15 protein-coding genes are annotated in these 17,115 nt (G+C 62.1%); 11 read left to right on the top strand and 4 right to left on the bottom strand.

Annotation, left to right across the window (positions count from 1 at the left end; all coding sequences use genetic code 11):
• Positions 1-32: 32 nt before the first annotated feature.
• The 4 genes from FQ755_RS08790 to FQ755_RS08775 all read left to right on the top strand — a co-directional run bounded on the left by FQ755_RS08790 (position 33) and on the right by FQ755_RS08775 (position 4,574).
• Positions 33-1,652, top strand: a complete 1,620-nt coding sequence (locus FQ755_RS08790; protein WP_144153160.1) for a sugar ABC transporter ATP-binding protein — start codon at positions 33-35, stop codon at positions 1,650-1,652.
• Positions 1,649-2,647 carry an ABC transporter permease gene (locus tag FQ755_RS08785; protein ID WP_144153158.1) on the top strand — a complete coding sequence of 333 codons (999 nt, stop codon included), beginning with the start codon at positions 1,649-1,651 and terminating at the stop codon, positions 2,645-2,647. Before FQ755_RS08790 ends, FQ755_RS08785 begins: the two co-directional genes overlap by 4 nt.
• Positions 2,648-2,816: 169 nt before the next feature.
• On the top strand, positions 2,817-3,959 hold the full coding sequence (locus tag FQ755_RS08780; protein WP_144153157.1) for a substrate-binding domain-containing protein: 1,143 nt from the start codon (positions 2,817-2,819) through the stop codon (positions 3,957-3,959).
• A gap of 183 nt (positions 3,960-4,142) precedes the next feature.
• Positions 4,143-4,574 (top strand): hypothetical protein, encoded by a 432-nt coding sequence (locus tag FQ755_RS08775; protein ID WP_144153155.1) that lies wholly within the window; start codon positions 4,143-4,145, stop codon positions 4,572-4,574.
• A gap of 59 nt (positions 4,575-4,633) precedes the next feature.
• Here the strand turns inward: FQ755_RS08775 and FQ755_RS08770 are convergent, their stop codons facing one another.
• Both FQ755_RS08770 and FQ755_RS08765 read right to left on the bottom strand, forming a co-directional pair.
• Positions 4,634-5,317, bottom strand: coding sequence for a PepSY-associated TM helix domain-containing protein (locus FQ755_RS08770; protein WP_144153153.1), 684 nt, complete (start codon positions 5,315-5,317; stop codon positions 4,634-4,636).
• Between the two features lie 54 nt (positions 5,318-5,371).
• A complete protein-coding gene (locus FQ755_RS08765) occupies positions 5,372-7,549 on the bottom strand; it encodes a TonB-dependent siderophore receptor (RefSeq protein WP_144153152.1) in 2,178 nt (725 codons plus the stop codon).
• A gap of 286 nt (positions 7,550-7,835) precedes the next feature.
• Between FQ755_RS08765 and FQ755_RS37235 the strand changes: the two genes are divergently transcribed.
• Complete coding sequence (locus FQ755_RS37235; protein ID WP_186308461.1) at positions 7,836-8,006, top strand: hypothetical protein; 171 nt, start codon at positions 7,836-7,838, stop codon at positions 8,004-8,006.
• Positions 8,007-8,033: 27 nt separating this feature from the next.
• Here FQ755_RS37235 and FQ755_RS08760 read toward each other — a convergent pair whose 3' ends face one another.
• Positions 8,034-9,584, bottom strand: a complete 1,551-nt coding sequence (locus tag FQ755_RS08760; RefSeq protein ID WP_144153150.1) for a methyl-accepting chemotaxis protein — start codon at positions 9,582-9,584, stop codon at positions 8,034-8,036.
• A 223-nt stretch (positions 9,585-9,807) separates the two neighbouring features.
• The gene (locus tag FQ755_RS08755) at positions 9,808-10,908 is read right to left on the bottom strand and encodes an alpha/beta fold hydrolase (RefSeq protein WP_144153149.1); all 1,101 of its coding nucleotides are present in this window, start codon (positions 10,906-10,908) and stop codon (positions 9,808-9,810) included.
• Positions 10,909-11,204: 296 nt separating this feature from the next.
• Here FQ755_RS08755 and FQ755_RS08750 point away from each other — a divergent pair, with 296 nt between their 5' ends.
• From FQ755_RS08750 to FQ755_RS08725, 6 genes are all read left to right on the top strand, one after another.
• A complete protein-coding gene (locus tag FQ755_RS08750) occupies positions 11,205-12,107 on the top strand; it encodes an aspartyl/asparaginyl beta-hydroxylase domain-containing protein (RefSeq protein WP_144153147.1) in 903 nt (300 codons plus the stop codon).
• Between the two features lie 260 nt (positions 12,108-12,367).
• Positions 12,368-13,132: an SDR family NAD(P)-dependent oxidoreductase gene (locus FQ755_RS08745; protein ID WP_144153145.1), complete on the top strand. Its 765-nt coding sequence runs from the start codon at positions 12,368-12,370 to the stop codon at positions 13,130-13,132.
• Between the two features lie 88 nt (positions 13,133-13,220).
• Entirely contained in the window at positions 13,221-14,207 is a 987-nt protein-coding gene (locus tag FQ755_RS08740) for a sugar kinase (RefSeq protein ID WP_144153143.1), read from the top strand.
• A complete protein-coding gene (locus FQ755_RS08735) occupies positions 14,200-15,483 on the top strand; it encodes a D-tagatose-bisphosphate aldolase, class II, non-catalytic subunit (protein ID WP_144153141.1) in 1,284 nt (427 codons plus the stop codon). Before FQ755_RS08740 ends, FQ755_RS08735 begins: the two co-directional genes overlap by 8 nt.
• A gap of 51 nt (positions 15,484-15,534) precedes the next feature.
• Positions 15,535-16,311 carry an L-iditol 2-dehydrogenase gene (locus FQ755_RS08730; RefSeq protein WP_144153139.1) on the top strand — a complete coding sequence of 259 codons (777 nt, stop codon included), beginning with the start codon at positions 15,535-15,537 and terminating at the stop codon, positions 16,309-16,311.
• 26 nt (positions 16,312-16,337) lie between these two features.
• Positions 16,338-17,096, top strand: a complete 759-nt coding sequence (locus FQ755_RS08725; RefSeq protein ID WP_144153137.1) for a GolD/DthD family dehydrogenase — start codon at positions 16,338-16,340, stop codon at positions 17,094-17,096.
• Positions 17,097-17,115 lie beyond the last annotated feature (19 nt).

Genomic DNA, 17,115 nt, shown 5'->3' with positions numbered 1-17,115 from the left:
AGAATTCGTCTTGCCGACGAAGGAGACACAGGATGAGTGAGCCGGTTGCGGTCGCGGCCGCTTCATCGCCTCAGGCGCCATTGATCCGCGTAACGGGCGTCACCAAGAAATTCGGTGGCGTGCAGGCGTTGCGCGGCGTGAATCTGCAAGTCATGCCGGGCGAAGTGCACGCACTGCTCGGCGAGAATGGCGCGGGCAAATCCACCCTCATCAAGATTCTGAGCGGCGTCCATACCTACGACGAAGGCTCGATTGAAATTGCCGGCCGGCAGGTCGCATTCGAATCGCCGGCGAAGTCGCGCGAGGCGGGCGTCGCCGTCGTTTATCAGGACCTGAGTCTGGTCGAATCGCTGTCGGTGGGCGCCAATCTGATGCTCGGGCGCGAGCCGCGCACGCGGCTTGGCTTTGTCCGGCAGCGCGAACTGATGGCGCAGGTCGGCGCCTTTCTGCACCAGCACAATATTCCGCTCGATCCGCGCGTGCCCGTCGATTCGCTGCCGTTTGCGTACCGGCAGATGACCGAAATCTGCAAGGCGCTGATGGGCGACGTGCGCGTGCTGATCCTCGATGAACCCACTTCCGCGCTCACCGGCGGCGAAGAACAGATTTTGTTCGACGCGATTCGCACGGTGACGCAGCGCGGCGTCGGGGTGATCTACGTGACGCACCGCCTGAACGAGGTGTTTCGCATTGCGCAGCGCGTGACCGTGTTCCGCGACGGCGCCAATGCCGGCCAGTTCGCCACTGCCGAGACCGACATGAAGCAGCTGGTCGCGGCCATTGTCGGCCCGCGTCACGCGGCCATGCAAGCGAGGCAGGAAACTTCGACGGGGACGGCGGCGCAAACGGCGCCGCGCGCAGATGCGCCAATTTCCACGGAGATTGCCCGGCAGGGTGCTGAGCAGGCGCCGGTGCTGACGCTTGTCAACGTGAGCAATGCACGTCTTTCAAAGGTGAATTTCTCCGTGCGCAAGGGTGAGGTGCATGGTCTTGCCGGTTTGATCGGCAGCGGCCGCACGGAAATTCTGCAGACAATATTCGGACTCCTGCCAATCGAGCAAGGCACGATGCAGCTCGACGGCGAGCCGCTCGCCGCGCGTCGTCCCGCCGACGCGATCCGCCGCGGCGTCGCGCTGGTGCCTGAAGACCGCCATCTGCAAGGACTCGTGCTCGATCATTCGATTGAACGCAATCTGACCTTGCCGCGCCTGCCGCAATTTTCGCGCGGCGGCTGGCTGCGCGCGAAAGCCGCCGCACAGCAGGCCCGCACGGCGATGAAGCAACTGTCCGTGAAAGCACCCGACGCCTCGACCCAGGTGAAGTTTCTCTCCGGCGGCAATCAGCAGAAAGTCGTGTTCGCCAAATGGAATCATCCGCGCCCGAAGCTGTTGCTGCTCGACGAGCCGACCGTCGGCGTCGACGTCGGCGCGCGCGAGGAAATCTATAGCGTGGTGCACGATGCGACGCGCGCGGGTACGGCGGTGGTGGTGGTGTCGTCGGATCTCGATGAATTGTTGCGGCTATGCGACCGCATTTCCATCGTGGTGGACGGCTCGATCGAACGAACCGTCGAGCGCGCGCAGATTCGTCACGCGGAAGAACTGCATCACCTGATTCAACTTTCCCGGCTTACCGAAGAGCTTGCCTCATGAACGAGTCTGTTTCGCCGATCTCCGCCGAGCAACAGGCCGCCCAGCGCCACGGCCGCGCGTGGCGCATTGTGCAGCTCCTGCTGCAGGGCGATCGCCCCTACATGCTCTATATCGCGTTTGCGATATTGCTGGTGGTGTTCAGTTTTGCGTCGCCGTGGTTTTTGTCGATCGACAACTTCCTGAATATCGGCCGGCAAACCGCGCTGGTGTCGATCATCGCGATCGGCATGACCTTCGTGATCATTGCGCGGCAGATCGATCTTTCCGTGGGCTCGACGCTGGCGCTCTCGGGTATGTCGGCGGCGCTGGCAATGTCGCATATCGGCGATAGCTGGGTTATCGGCGCGCTTGCGGGCATCGGCACCGGTGCAATTGTCGGCGCGATCAATGGCCTTGTCACCACGCGTCTGTCCATTCCTTCGTTTCTCGTTACGCTCGGCAGCTTGAGCGCGGCGCGCGGCCTGGCGCTGCTGGTCACGACGACGCGGCCCGAGATCATCACCAACGACCGCTTCATCGCGATCTTCGGCGAAGGGGACATTGCCGGCGTGCCGGTGCCGATCCTGTGGACGCTGCTCGCCGTAATAGGCGGCATTCTGCTGCTGCACTACAGCGTGTTCGGCCGGCAGATTTACGCGGCGGGCGGCAACCCGACGGCCGCGCTGTATTCCGGCATCAACATTCGCCGCGTGACGACGCTCGCTTTTGTGCTGACAGGCGCGCTTGCCGGACTCGCCGCGCTCGTATTGGCCGCGCGTTCGCATGCGGCGCGGCCGGACGTCGTGCAGGGCATGGAGCTCGATGTGATTGCGTCCGTCACGCTGGGCGGTTGCAGTCTGTTCGGCGGACGCGGCTTTATTCTCGGCACGCTGCTGGGCAGTCTGATTATCGGCACGCTGAATAACGGCCTCGTATTGCTGGGCGTGAGTTCGTCGCTGCAACTCGTCATCAAGGGCGTGATCATCGTGGCGGCGGTGGCATTCACACGCAAATAAGCACGCAAGTGAGCAATGAAAATGAGCCTTGAAAACGCGCATTGAAATAGGCGCTGAGCGGCCGGAGTAAAACGGGTCCGACGCGCGGGCGAGACGGCGCGGCGGCCCGGCAAGGGCAATTCCAGACATAGCAGGAGACGCAGTACCACAAGACCACTGGAGGAAGATCATGAACTATCGTCGTGGATCAGGAGCGAGACTGGCGAGTGTCGTGGCGATCAGCGCCATGACCCTATGCTGTTCACAGGCATTTGCGCAGTCGTGCGAGAAACTGCCGGTGGCGTCGATCGGACCGGCGGGTATCGTCGGGCAGGGGCCGAATGGCGAGAAAGCGGCCTCCGTCGATGCCGTCAAGCTGTCGGATGCCGAGGCCGCGAAGATCAAGGCCGGCAAGTTCAAGGTCGGCATTTCGATGCAGACGATGAATCTCGACTGGTCGCAACTGCAGGTGCAGGGCATCACCGATACGCTGAAGAAATACGGCGTGGAAGTGATCGGCACGGCGTCGGCCGAGTATCAGGTCGACAAGCAGATTGCCGACATCGAAAACACCATCCAGCGCCATCCGGACGGCATCATTTCGATTCCAGTGGATGGCACGGCGACCGCCGCGACGTACAGGAAAGTCTCGCAGGCCGGCATCAAGCTCGTGTTCATGGATAACGTGCCAGCGGGTCTCAAACATCCTCAGGAATACTCAGCAATGATCTCGGCGGATAGCGAAGGCAATGGCCAGATCGCGGCGAAGGTACTGGCGTCGTGCGTGCCGAAGGGCGGCACGGTCGGTCTGGTGAACTTCGGCGTGGATTACTTCAGCACCACGGAGCGGACCAAGGCCGTCAACGACTGGATGAAGAAGAACCGTCCCGACATCAAGATCAAGCAGGTCGCCTTCACGGATCCATCGAAGGTCGGGCAGATCGCGGGTGACTTTCTCACCGCGAATCCGGACGTGAAGGGCGTGTTTGCCGTGTGGGATCAACCGGCTCTCGACACGCTCACATCGATGCGCGCGCAAGGCCTCAATACGCCGATGACGACGGTCGATCTGGGGCTCGAATCGGCCATCGAAATCGCCAAGGGGGGCCCGCTCAAGGCGACGGGTTCGCAGCGCCCCTACGATCAGGGCGTGGCCGAAGCAATGGCGATGATGAAGGCGCTGATCGGCCAGACGCCGCCGGCATGGATCGGCGTGCAGTCGCTGCCGGTCGTGCAGTCCAACGTGCTCGAATCGTACAAGACGGTGTTCAAGAAGGACCCGCCGCCGCAACTGGCCGATGCGTGCAAGAAGGCCGCGCCGGCTTGCGGTTGATGATCTGACGCAGGTTCAGTGCAGCAATGGAAGAGCGAAGCCGCGACGGGCTTCGCTCTTTTTTATTGCGCGCCGCTGTCCTGGTGCGAAAACGACGAAAGCTATGGTAAGCACGCAGAAGTAGGCCAAAATGAGCGGCGCGCACTCCGGTTGCGGAGGCGCGGCTCAATCTGAAAAGGCAAAATGAAACGACTGTTCCTCGCTGCGCTCGCAGCCACCTTGTTCGCGACGGGCGCGCGGGCGCAAAGCGATGCCTCCGGCCCGTTCGTGACGCCTTCGGGCGCCGTGCAATTCGAACGGGTCGACCACGGCTTCGCGGCCACAATCGACAAGCAAGTATTCGACCGCTTCGGCGCCAATACGCTGACGCATTTCGACGACATCGGCGGCGCGGCCGATAGCGTCGCGCGCATGCTGGTCCAGACCGATGCCGGCCTCGTGCTATACGACTTTCGCCGCCACCCGCCCTTGGTGGAACGCCTGAATACGCGCATGCCGCTCAGACGCGTGTTCTGGCAAGGCGATGAAGTCGTGATGCAAGGGCCGCAAGGCTGGTTTCGATTCAGGCAAGGCGTGCTGACGAAACTGCAATCGACGACAACGACCTACCACTGACGCCGCCGCCGCGCGTCTTTCGCCCCGCGTCTCCCGACCCGCGAAGGCAGCGGACCGGCCTACGCCGACTGCAATGCCAGCACGAGCATGGTGATCAGCGACACCACGAAGATTGAAGCGCCAATCGTTTTGCGACGATTGAGTTCCGTCCAGAGCAGCACGCCGGTGAGCGAAAGCAGGATCAGGCTGCCCGCAATCGAATCGGCAAACAGGATCCAGCCGACTCCGGCGCCTTCCGAGCGGTGCAGGCCTTCGATGGTGTTGATCAAGCCCTGGTCGCGGCGTTCGACGTTCACGAAGTTGCCGCCTTTCCACATATCGGCCGTGACCAGATAGCTTGGCGCGATAAAGCGGATGGTCCAGTGCTCGGGCTGGATCACGGACTGATCGCCCCATGTGACCGGTTTAGCCGCTTCGCGGCTCACCCGTTCGGCCGGGCGGTCGAGCTTGAGCTGCGCTTGCAGATACTTCGCCAGTTCACGCGGCGACCTGGGCGGCGGCGTCGGCACCGCGACCTGGATCGTCGAGACATCGGGACCGCCGACCTTGATCTTGAGCGTCGCGCGATGGTTTTGCAGAATGCCCGTCACGCCGAACAGCAGACCGAGCACCGCGCCCCACAAGCCCACCCAGCCGTGGACCTTGCGAAGCCATTTGAGAAAGGTGCTGCGGCGAGAGCGCGATTTCGGCTCCTTGCCTTGCGATGCAGCCTGGTCGGCGTTGTTTTCCAGCGTGGTTGCCATGATGTCGTGTGAGTTTGCGTGGAGGGGTAGGGGTGCAAAAACGGGGTGCACGCGCTAGAAATCGATCGTCGAACTGAGTTCGAGCGTGCGCGCGAGGCCCACGCCGATCTGGTTCGATCCGACCGCGCTCCAGTAACGTTTGTTGGTCAGGTTTTCGAGGTTCGCCTGGACCGTCGCGCGTTTGCCGAAGATCCGTGTCGAATAACGCAGACCCGCGGTGAACAGGGTGTAGCCGCCGATCGATGCCTGGTCCTCGTCGTTCACCGCGCGCGGCCCGATGTAGTACATGCCGCCATTGACCGACAGCCCGGCGACCGCCGGCACGTGATAGTCGGCGAACAGGCTGGCTGTCACGTGCGCGGTGTTCTCGGGCGTTTTGCCGACGAGGGTCGGGTCGGGCGAGTCGACCTGGGTAGCGTCGAGATAGACCGCGGAGGCGATGATCGACAGGTCGCGCGTGACGTCGCCCTGCAGCGAGAATTCGATGCCACGGTAGCGCGCGTTGCCGTTAAGCACGTAGACGTTGTCGGCGTTGGTGTCGGCCGATGGCTGGCGCAGATTGAATAGCGCCAGCGACGCAAGCATGTTGCCGCTGATCTCGCTGCGAATGCCGATCTCTTCCTGCTTGCTGACGCCGGCTGGCAGGATCTGGTTGGCGTTTTCCGCTGTGGCCGGCGCGGTTCCTTCGGACTCCAATGCTTCTACATAACTGGCGTAGACGCTCGTGCGCGGCGTCACATTGAAGCTCAGGCTGGCTGATGGCGTCGTCTTGCTGACATCCGAATTGGGCGTACCCGCCTGCGAGGTGATGTACTCCGACTGCCGCAAACCGGGAATGAATTCCAGCCGCGGCGTCAGGTCGATCCGGTCGAACACATAGGCGCCGCCGTTGCGCACGTGCTGTGCGAAAAACGGCTTCGGCGTGCCGCTGGGCGTCAAGGCGGTGATATCGACCGGGTTGTAGAGATTTTGCGGCGCCGTAAAGGTGTACGAGGTGAAATCCGGCTGATACATCCAGTCCTGCGAGACGCCCAGCGTCAGGTCGTGACCGATCGAACCGGTCTTGAACACGCCGTTGGTCTCGAGGCGCACCGTCTCGTTCTGATAGCGCTGGCCGTTCTGCTGCGTGGCTTGCACGCTGCCGGCGCCGGTTGCCACGTTGTATTTCTGGAATACCCAGTTCCAGCGGTCCCGCCGCGTGATCGACTCGCCGACGGCAAGGTTCACGCTCCAGTTATCGGTCAGCGCGTAATTGGCGCGCAGCAGGTTGGTGTCCGCGCTGGCACGGGTCGGATAACCCGCGCCGGACAGGAGTTTGGTCGGATCGGGAATGCCGGGCAGCGAGATGACGCCCTGTTTATTCGCGGCGAGCGGCACGATGCCCGCCTGTTCGACGACGCTGGTTTCGATGTGTTCGAGGTCGTACTGGAGCGTCAGGTGATTGTTGACGCGCCAGTCGAGCGCCGCGCTGATGAATTTCCGATAGCCGTGATCGCCTTCGATCGGCGTTTCGACGTGCTCGTCCATGGCGTTGACGCGCACGCCGAACTGCTCATCCGTGCCGAACCGCCGGGCGATATCGACACTCGATCCATACGAACCGCGCGAGTCGCCGACTGCCGAAACACTCGTGACCGGCTCGGTGCCGGCGCGCTTGGTCACCATGTTGACGATGCCGGCCGGCGCCGCGAATCCGTAGTAGAGCGCGGAGGCCGCTTTCAGCACCTCGACGCGCTCCTTGTCTTCCATCGGCATCCAGATGTTGTTGTCGATCGGCAGGATGCCGTTGAAGTAGAAGCTGGCGCGGTTATCGAGCGGGATGCCGCGGATCGACAGGTTGTCGTACGCAAGGCCGCTCAACTGCTGGCGGGTCACGCCCGCCACGTTGCGCAGCGCGTCGTAAAGACCGGTATCGCCCTGCGCATCCATGACGCCGCGCGTCACGACGTTGACGGTAGCCGGCACGTCCAGCGCGTCCATGCCGCTATATGGGCCGGTGGCGACGGCGGCCGGCGCAAAGCCGTGCGTCTGCTGGCTGGTGACGGTTACCGCGGGGAGTTGCTGGGTGCTGGCGTCGCTGGTGGCGCTGAGATTGGCGCCGGTACTGCCGGCCGTATCGGCCAGCACCGGCCGTGCGGCCATGCCGATCAGACCGGCCGCCAGCAGCGCGTTGACCAGCAGCTGCTTTTTATCGAGCGGCGAGCGCCGACCCGCCCCTTTACTGCGACCCATATGCAAACCCCGAGCGAGCGCGACCACGAATCCAGCGTTGCCCTCAGGCCTGCTTGCAACCGCGGTCGAACCTTTGTAGTAAATGAAAATGATTCGTGTTTATATTCGTAATCAATTAGAAAATCAAGTGATAACTTTGTGACATCTCAAGGCGGGTGGGGTGATAGGGCTGGATGGGCGGCGGGAATTCAGGTCTGAAAACTGCTGCTCCACCGACCGGTTAGTCGTTTGCACGAAGCCGTCGCATGAACCGGTCACATGCACGGCCTACAAAAGGAGAACAACAATGACCCTGGTCATCTATCTGGTCGGCTGGCTCGTTCTGATTGGCGGCGTGTGCTGGGCGTTGATCGCCATGCACGTTTCCCAGCACACCATCGAGATCGTCGCCGTCATCATGCTCGGCGTGGCGATCATCACCGGCGCCACCCGCACGCGCAACCGCGACCGCTCGTAGCGCCCGCGCGCTCGGGTCACGAACCCATCAGGCCGCGGGCAAGCGGAACACGCCCACCACTTCGCTCATGCGCGTGGCCTGTTCTTCGAGCGAGACCGCGGCAGCCGCGGCCTGCTCGACCAGCGCGGCATTGCGCTGCGTGACGTCATCCATCTGCGAGACGGCCTTGTTGATCTGTTCGATGCCGTCGCTCTGTTCCTCGGACGCGGCCGCGATCTCGGCCATGATGTCGGTCACGCGCTGCACGGCGTCGTTGATCTCCGTCATGGTTTTGCCCGCGCGACCCACCAGCTCGGTGCCGTTACCCACCCGGTTGACCGATTCGCTGATCAGCGTTTTGATTTCCTTCGCCGCCGACGCACTGCGCTGCGCCAGCGTGCGCACTTCGCCCGCCACCACCGCGAAACCGCGACCCTGTTCGCCGGCGCGCGCCGCTTCGACGGCAGCATTGAGCGCGAGAATGTTGGTCTGGAAGGCGATGCCTTCGATCACGCCGATGATGTCGGCAATCTGTTTTGAACTTGCGTTGATCTCGTCCATGGTCGTCACCACGCTGGAGACGACGTTGCTGCCTTCGTGCGCCACGCCCACCGCTGCGCGCGCGAGTTCGCTGGCCTGACGCGCGTTGTCGGCGTTCTGACGCACCGTCGAGGTCAGCTCGGACATGCTCGAGGCGGTCTGTTCGAGCGACGCGGCCTGTTCTTCGGTGCGTTGCGACAGGTCGGTGTTACCGGCGGAGATCTGCGCGGTTGCCGTCGAAATGGAATGCGCGCCGTCGCGCACCGAGACCATCGCGTCCCGCAGACGCGACTGCATCAGGCGCAGGTTTTCCATCATTTGGCCCATTTCGTCGCGCGAGCGGATCTCGATGCTGCGGCTCAGGTCGCCCTCGGCGATTGCGCGGAAATGCTGGGTGGCGTCGTCCAGCGGACCGGCAATCGACTTGCGCAGCGCATGCCAGGCGAACGCCGACATCGACAGGCCAATCAGAAGCCCGACGGCAGCGATGGCGAGAATCGCATGGAAGCGGTCCTGCGCCGCGTCGTAGCGGCGGCGCGCCTGGTCGGCCTGGCGCTTTTCGAGTTCGGCGGAACGGTCGGTGATCTCGTTGAACGGCGCGGTCATCTTGTTCGAAATCAGATCGGCGAGTTGCGCGGTGTCGCGCCGGTCGATGGCGGCAAACACTTGCGCGACCGGGCCGTTCATCGCCAGTGCGCGCTTCTCTTCCACAGCGTCGCGCAACTGTTGCTCCTGCGCTTCGGCGGGCAGCGCGCGATAGGTCTGCCAGGCTTTGTCGCCGATCTCGAACTGCTCGCGGGCGTGCCCTTCGAGGGTCGCGATATCCGGCCGGTCCGGTTGAGCCGCGATCCGGTCCAGCACCAGCCGGCCGCGCGCATAGTAGAAATTAAATTTGCCAATGGCGATGGCCGAGGAGAGTTCGTTGGAATACAGCTCCTTCTGATCGCCATTGCTGAGTGCAATGCCGGTGACGCCGAGCGCGGCGCCGATCGTCATGAGCAAACCAAGGAAGCCCATCGCCAGGGCGAGACGGGCGCGGATCGTGATGTTCGAAAACATGGATGCCTCGGGACACAGCAAGCAGACGGAAAACGTCGCGGCGGGAAAGCACGCGGGCCATCCGGGTTTACGGCAATTAGTCAGGGAAATGAAGGTTGGACGGTGAAATTGAAGGGGCGCTGCGTGGGCGTCTGGCTTGGCGCGTGGCCTGGCGTGTACCCGCACCGGCAAGGCGTAAACGGGCCGTGCCGGTGCGGGAGGGTTTGCTGAAGCGGCTGCCGGCTTAATGCGTTTTGGCCGTGTCGCTCAATAATTGCACGAGATAGGGCTTCCACACGTCCGGATGGGCCAGCGTCTGGTGGCCATACGAACGCGCGGTCTCCGGAATTTCGACGAAACTGCCGTTCGGCACCGCCTTGATCTCCTGCTGCATGACGCCGAGGTCCGCGGCGTTGATCAGGTCGTCGGCGAAATTGACGGCGTAGAGACGCGCGCGAATCTTCGACAGATCAGGCGCGGGATTGTAGTCCCACGACGATTCGAACCAGTACAGGACGTCGTTGGCGTCGCTGTTCTGGGCGTTCTCGACGAGCGTCTGGTACATCTGCGTGGCCGCGTCGCGATTGGGCGCCTCGCTTTGCATGCGCGCCGGGTTGTTGGTGATGAGCGTGAAAATCGGCATCACGCGGGCCCATTGGGTGGGCCGCACGGTGTAGTCGCCGCCCTGCCAGCCCGGATCGTTGCGAATCGCGCCGACGATCATCTGCCGCCACAGCCAGTTGCGGCCGGCCATGGCGATGGGTTGGCTGGCAATCGGCATCAAGGCGTCGGCCATCTGCGGATAGCGCTCGCCCCACATCCAGGTCTGCATGCCGCCCATCGAGGTACCCAGCACGAGGCGCAGGTGATTGATATGCAGCCCCTCGACCAGCAGCCGATGATTCGCTTCGATCACGTCGCCGTAGCCGTAATGCGGGAAGCGGGCGTGCAGGCCGTCGCTCGGCTTGCTTGAACCGCCGCGGCCGAGGCCGTCGGGCATGACGATGAAGTAGCGGCTCGCGTCGAGCGGCTGGCCCGGCGCGAACAGCTCCTTGCGCATCGCCGGTGCAAGGAAGGCCTTGCCGGTGCCGGTAGTGCCGTGCATCAGCAATACCGCATTGTCGATCTCGCCGCGCGCGTCGCGGTGCGGCGTGCCCAAGGCGGCATAGTGGATGTGGATCTCCGGCAACGTCGTGCCATCGGCGAAGTGGAACTCGGGCTCGGTGAAATCGGCGGCCTGCTCGGCGGGCTGGCCAGTCGGGTCGGCGGTTGCGGCATGGGCCGGCACGAGGCCGGTCATGACGCACATTCCTGCCGTGGCCAGCAGGGATGCGATTCGGGTCATTGCAATGTCCTGTCGATGGTTAGGGAAGCGGAGAAAAGCCGTAACGATACCCGGTACGCACGACGCAGGTATGGCAGCCGCGCAGGCCCACTCGCGCGCGATGCGGGTAAAAGCGCGCATACGGTGGCTTGGCTATTTATTACCGGATTTAGAATGGATTATTGGCTGTAACGCAATAATTTCTAATCTGAACATATTGCATCGGGCATTGGACGGTTGGCGCGTTTCCAGCGAATTTTTTGGGAGATTCGTATAATTGGCTTCATTACTGAGTCATCTCAAGAGGTCCTTTGGCCATGCGCTGGGGCATCCTTTTACTATTCGTCTTTTGTGCGGTCTTCATGCATTGGCGTGGCCGGGTCCGTCACGGCAGTTTCTTTAGACAATTAACCGATCACTCAACGCTTACTGCACCGCTTAACTGCTTTGCGTATCTATTTTCATCGGTGCCGAACACGCCGTATATCTCGCCACAGCATTTTCCGGAACTTGCGCTGCTCAAAAGCGAATGGCGAGTATTTCGCGAGGAAGCGCTTGCCTTGGCTGAAGCGAGCAGGATTCGCGCGGCGGGCGCCTATAACGATATCGGCTTTAATTCGTTCTTCCGCACTGGCTGGAGGCGTTTTTATCTGAAATGGTACGACCATCCGCACCCCTCGGCGCAGGCGCTATGTCCCCGTACCATCGAGATTCTGCAACGGATTCCCTCGGTCAAGGCCGCAATGTTCGCGATGCTGCCGGCGGGCGGCAAGCTCAATCCGCATCGCGATCCATTTGCGGGTTCACTGCGTTACCACCTCGGGCTGATTACGCCGAATGACGATCGCTGTGCCATCGTCGTGGATGGCATTCCTTATTCATGGCGGGATGGGGAAGACGTGATATTCGATGAAACCTATCTGCACCACGCCGCCAATCAGACCACGGAAGATCGCATCATTCTCTTTTGCGATATCGAGCGGCCAATGAAGTTTGGCTGGGCGCAGATAATCATCGGACGAATCGGCGATTTTCTGTTGCGCGCGGCTGCGTCGCCGAATGAAGTCGGGGATCGGACTGGCGGCCTGAATCGGATTTTTCGTTATATCTATTCCGTGCGTCTGGCCGGTAAGCGGATAAAGGCCTGGAATCGCACTGCTTACTACGTCATGAAGTGGTGTCTGTTTGGCGCTATCGCGATTGCTGTAGTTTGGCATTGAGTTGGAGTGTTTTTTAACGTTAGCCGGACAGCAGGCGGCAACTGTGCCTCAATAGCGGTGCGCGATGTCTGCGCTCACGCTTGCCGCTCGCTGCGCGGATCTGTCGCCCGTCTCGCGCCCGACCGCCCGGCGCGTTTGCGCGTTGGTGGCCGGATCGGTGTTTCCCCCATGTCGGGCAAATGCCGTTGACTTAGTTAAATCAATTGATTTAATCTCGTTCCGGTCCGAATGGATCTTTCCACCACTCCACGAGACTCATCATGATCCTTGAAAAATTTCGCCTCGACGGCAAGCTCACGCTGATCACCGGCGGCACGCGCGGCATTGGGCTTGCCATCGCGCACGCCTTCGGCGAGGCCGGGGCGCGGCTCGTCATCAGCAGCCGCAGCGCGGTACCCGAAGCGGAACGCGGCCTGCGCGACGCGGGATACGAGGTGGAGTTTATCGCGGCGGACCTGGAGCAGGAGACGGCGGCGCAGATTCTGGTCGACGACGTGCTCAAACGTCACGGCCGTATCGACGTGCTGGTCAACAACGCCGGCGTGGCGATTCACGGCGACAGCGGCGACTTCGACGAAGCGCGCTGGCGCCGCATCATGAGCCTGAATGTCGACGCCGTGTTTCGCGGTTGCCGCGCGGTGCTCGCGCCGATGCGCGCGCAGGGCGGCGGCGTGATTCTCAACGTCGGTTCGATCTCCGGGATCATCTCCAACATTCCGCAGAACCAGGTGGCCTACAACAGTTCGAAAGCGGCCGTCCACATGATGACCAAGAGTCTCGCCAGCGAACTGGCCGCCGAGAACATCCGCGTGAATGCGGTGGCGCCCGGCTACATCGAAACCGACATGTCGCGCGGCGGCATTGCGAACGACGAGTGGTTCCCCATCTGGCGCGACATGACGCCGATGGCGCGCGTCGGCCAGCCTGAGGAAGTCGCGACCGCCGCGCTGTTCCTCTGTTCGCCGGCCGCAAGCTATGTAACGGGCGAAGTGCTGGTCGTCGACGGCGGCTATACGACGCGCTGAAACGGGCCGCCCTCGCGCCGCCAGACGGCAGAGGGTTCATCGCAACCGGGCATGTTCGCGCGGCGAGCAGGCCGCTCCTTTATCCGTTATGGCGAATTCCGAACTGTACAAGGCCGGCGAGACCGGCTTCATCCTGACCATGGGCGAGATCCTTGTCGAGATCATGGCGGTCGAGCTCGGGCAGTCGTTTCGGCGGCCCGGCACGCTTATCGGTCCCTATGCTAGCGGCGCGCCGGCTATCTTTATCGATCAGGTCGCCAAGACGGGCAGCCGTTGCGCGATGATCGGCTGTGTGGGCGATGATGATTTCGGTATCCTGAATGTTGAGCGTCTGCGTGCGGATGGCGTGGACGTCTCCGGCATCACGGTCATCAAAACGGCGACCACCGGCAGCGCCTTCGTGACTTACCGGCAAAACGGCGAGCGCGATTTCATTTTTAACATCGCGAACAGCGCGTCAGGGCTGTTATCGGTCGACAATATTCCCGCAGGCTTGCTGAAGGAGTGCCGGCATTTTCACGTCATGGGGTCGTCGCTGTTCTCGGCTGGCATCGTCGAAGCCATGAAAAAGGTGCTTGAGACGGTGAAGGGGCAGGGCGGCACCATCAGTTTCGATCCGAACGTCCGCAAAGAAATGCTACGCATTCCTGACATGCGCAAGGCGCTCGACTTCGTGCTGGACTACACCGATATCTTTCTACCCAGCGGCCATGAGGTGACGCTGCTTGCCACCGCAAGTTCCGAGGCCGGCGCGCTCGAAGAACTGTTCAGGCGCGGCGTGCGCGAGGTGGTCGTCAAGCGCGGCAAGGACGGTTGCAGTTTCCACGACGGCAGCACTGAGATACATCGTGCGGCTTTCTCCGTGGATGAAATCGATCCGACCGGCGCCGGAGATTGCTTCGGCGCGACCTACATCGCCTGCCGGTCGCAAGGCATGGAGGTCGAGCAGGCGCTGCGCTATGCCCGCGCGAGCGGCGCAATCGCGGTAACCGTCAAGGGACCGATGGAAGGCACTGCCACGCGCGCCGAGCTCGATGAGTTCATTGCGAATACGCCGGAGCACAATCATGCATAACGTCGTTGCGCGCCTGTCCGGCAATCATGCCGCAAGCGCGAGGCTAAAGGGCATTTACTCGATCTGCTCTGCGCATCCGTGGGTGCTGGGCGCGGCGATGCAGCAGGCGCTGGAGGATGGCACGCCGCTGCTGATCGAATCCACTTCGAATCAGGTCGATCAGTTCGGTGGCTACACCGGCATGAAGCCCGCGGACTTCGTACTCTTTGTTCATGCGATTGCCGATCGCGTGGGTTTCGCGCGCGACCATTTGATTCTCGGCGGCGACCATCTCGGACCGAATGCGTGGCGAAGCCTGCCCGCCGAAGAAGCCATGCAGCGGGCGGAGGTGTTGATCGACGCCTATGTATCGGCGGGATACGCCAAGATCCACCTCGATACCAGCATGAGTTGCGGCGGCGATCCGGCTCGACTGGCGGATAGCGTTGTCGCCGACCGTGCCGCGCGTTTGTGTGCGATTGCGGAAACAGCGGCTGCGCACGCGGGACTGGCGACGAAACCGGTGTACGTGATCGGCACCGAGGTGCCGGTGCCGGGTGGCGCCAGCGAAGCATTGGAAAGCGTGGAAGTGACGCGCCGGGAAGCGGCGCTCGATACGGTCGCGGTCCATCGCCGCGCGTGGCAAGAGCGCGGTCTGAGCGATGCGTGGGAGCGGGTGATCGCCCTGGTCGTTCAACCAGGCGTCGAATTCGATCATACGAAAGTAATCGATTACCAGCCTGAACTGGCCACGCAACTCTCCCGCGTTCTCGAGCAACTGCCGGGCATGGTCTTCGAAGCGCATTCGACGGATTATCAGAAGCCCGAAGCATTGCGGCAACTCGTGCACGACGGGTTCGGCATTCTGAAGGTCGGCCCCGGCGTGACTTTCGCGCTACGCGAGGCGTTGTATGCGCTCGCGGACATCGAAGCCGAGGTCGTCGTCAGGAGCGAGCGCTCGAATCTGCGTGACGTGGTCGAAGCGGTCATGCTCGCCAAACCCGGCAACTGGCAAAAGTACTACCACGGCGATGACCACGGGCGGCAATTGCTGCGCACTTACAGCTATAGCGATCGCGTCCGGTATTACTGGGCGGATCCCGCGGTCGAAGCCGCGGCTCAAAAGTTGATCGACAACCTCGCGGCAATTTCGATTCCGGAGAATCTGCTAAGCCGCTATTTGCCGGTTCAATATTGGGCCATGCGCCGTGGCGCGATTGACGGCTCGCCCATGAGCATCATTCAGAGCAAGGTGAGAGAGGTCGTCGGCATGTACGCGTCCGCGTGCCGCGTGTAAATGCGCTCTCAAGCTGCTTTCAGCCAATACGATTTTTGACAGGAGACGTAGATGCAACTCAAGGACAAGATTGCGATCGTGACGGGCGCAGCGGCCGGAATCGGCGAGGCGGTGGTGCGTCGCTATCTGGACGAAGGCGCCAAGCTGGTCGTCGTCGACGTCAAGCCGCAGGCCGAACTCGAGAAAACGTATAGCGGCATACCGGCAGAACGAATCGTATTGCTGCAGGCCGACGTCACGAAGCGCGAAGGTATAGAGAGCATCGTGCGTACCGCCGTCGAGCGATTCGGGCGGATCGACATTCTTTTTAATAACGCTGCGATTTTCGACATGCGGCCGCTGCTGGATGAGTCGTGGGAAATTTTCGAGCGCATCTTCGCGGTCAACGTGAAGGGCATGTTCTTTCTGCTGCAACGGGTGGCGCAGCAGATGGTGGAGCAGGGCGGCGGCGGCAAAATCGTCAACATGGCTTCACAGGCTGGCCGTCGTGGGGAGGCGCTGGTTTCGCACTACTGCGCGAGCAAGGCTGCGGTGATCAGCTACACGCAGTCGGCCGCTTTGGCGCTCGCGCCACACCGCATCAATGTGAACGGCATTGCACCGGGCGTGATCGACACGCCGATGTGGAAAGACGTCGACGCACTGTTCGCGCGCTACGAAAACCGGCCGGTCGGTGAAAAGAAGCGCCTTGTCGGCGAGGCGGTGCCTTTGGGACGCATGGGCCGTCCGTCCGAGTTGACCGGCGCCGCCGTGTTTCTCGCGTCGGCAGACGCCGATTACATCACGGCGCAGACGCTGAATGTGGATGGCGGCAACTGGATGAGCTGATATCAACACATGATCAAGGAATCGTCATGGCCTCCAAATCGAGCACGAGTTATGACTTTACGGACGCGGTCGTCGTCATTACCGGTGCGGCGGCCGGTATCGGCCACAAGACCGCCGAGCTGTTCGCGAAGGCGGGCGCCACCCTGGCACTCATGGACCGTTCCGGGTCGGTGACGGAAGTGGCGTCTTCATTCGGTGCCAGGCATGGCGGTTGGGTGGCCGACGTGAGTAACGCGCAATCCGTTACCACGGCCGCGAATGAAATTCTGGCGCGTTTCGGTCACGTAGACGTGCTGGTCAACAATGCCGGCATCGGCCCGCTGGCGCCAGCAGAAAATTTTCCCGTTGAAACGTGGGACAAAACGATCTCCGTCAACCTGACAGGGCCGTTTCTGGTGGCGCGGGCGTTCGCGTCGAACATGATCGCGCGCAAAAGCGGCAGGATTATTAATCTGGCGTCGCAGGCCGCGGTCATCGGCATCGAGGGTCATCTTGCGTATTGCGCGAGCAAAGCCGGAATCATTGGCATGACTAACTGTATGGCGCTCGAATGGGGTCCGCAAGGCGTCACGGTAAACGCGATCTCGCCCACCGTGGTCGAGACCGAACTGGGACTGAGCGGATGGGCCGGGGAAACAGGCGTGCGGGCGCGCGCCGCGATTCCGACCCGCCGGTTTGCCAAGCCGGCTGAAATCGCTTCCGCCATTTTGTATCTGGCGAGCACGGATGCCGCAATGATCAACGGCTCGAATGTGATGATCGACGGCGGATACACGATTACCTGAGTTTCATCCAAGTCTCACC

The sequence above is a fragment of the Paraburkholderia sp. BCC1885 genome (assembly GCF_900996235.1).
GTDB lineage: Bacteria > Pseudomonadota > Gammaproteobacteria > Burkholderiales > Burkholderiaceae > Paraburkholderia.
The sequence above is the reverse complement of the archived record's forward strand: the minus strand, read 5'-3'. Positions and strand labels throughout refer to the sequence as shown.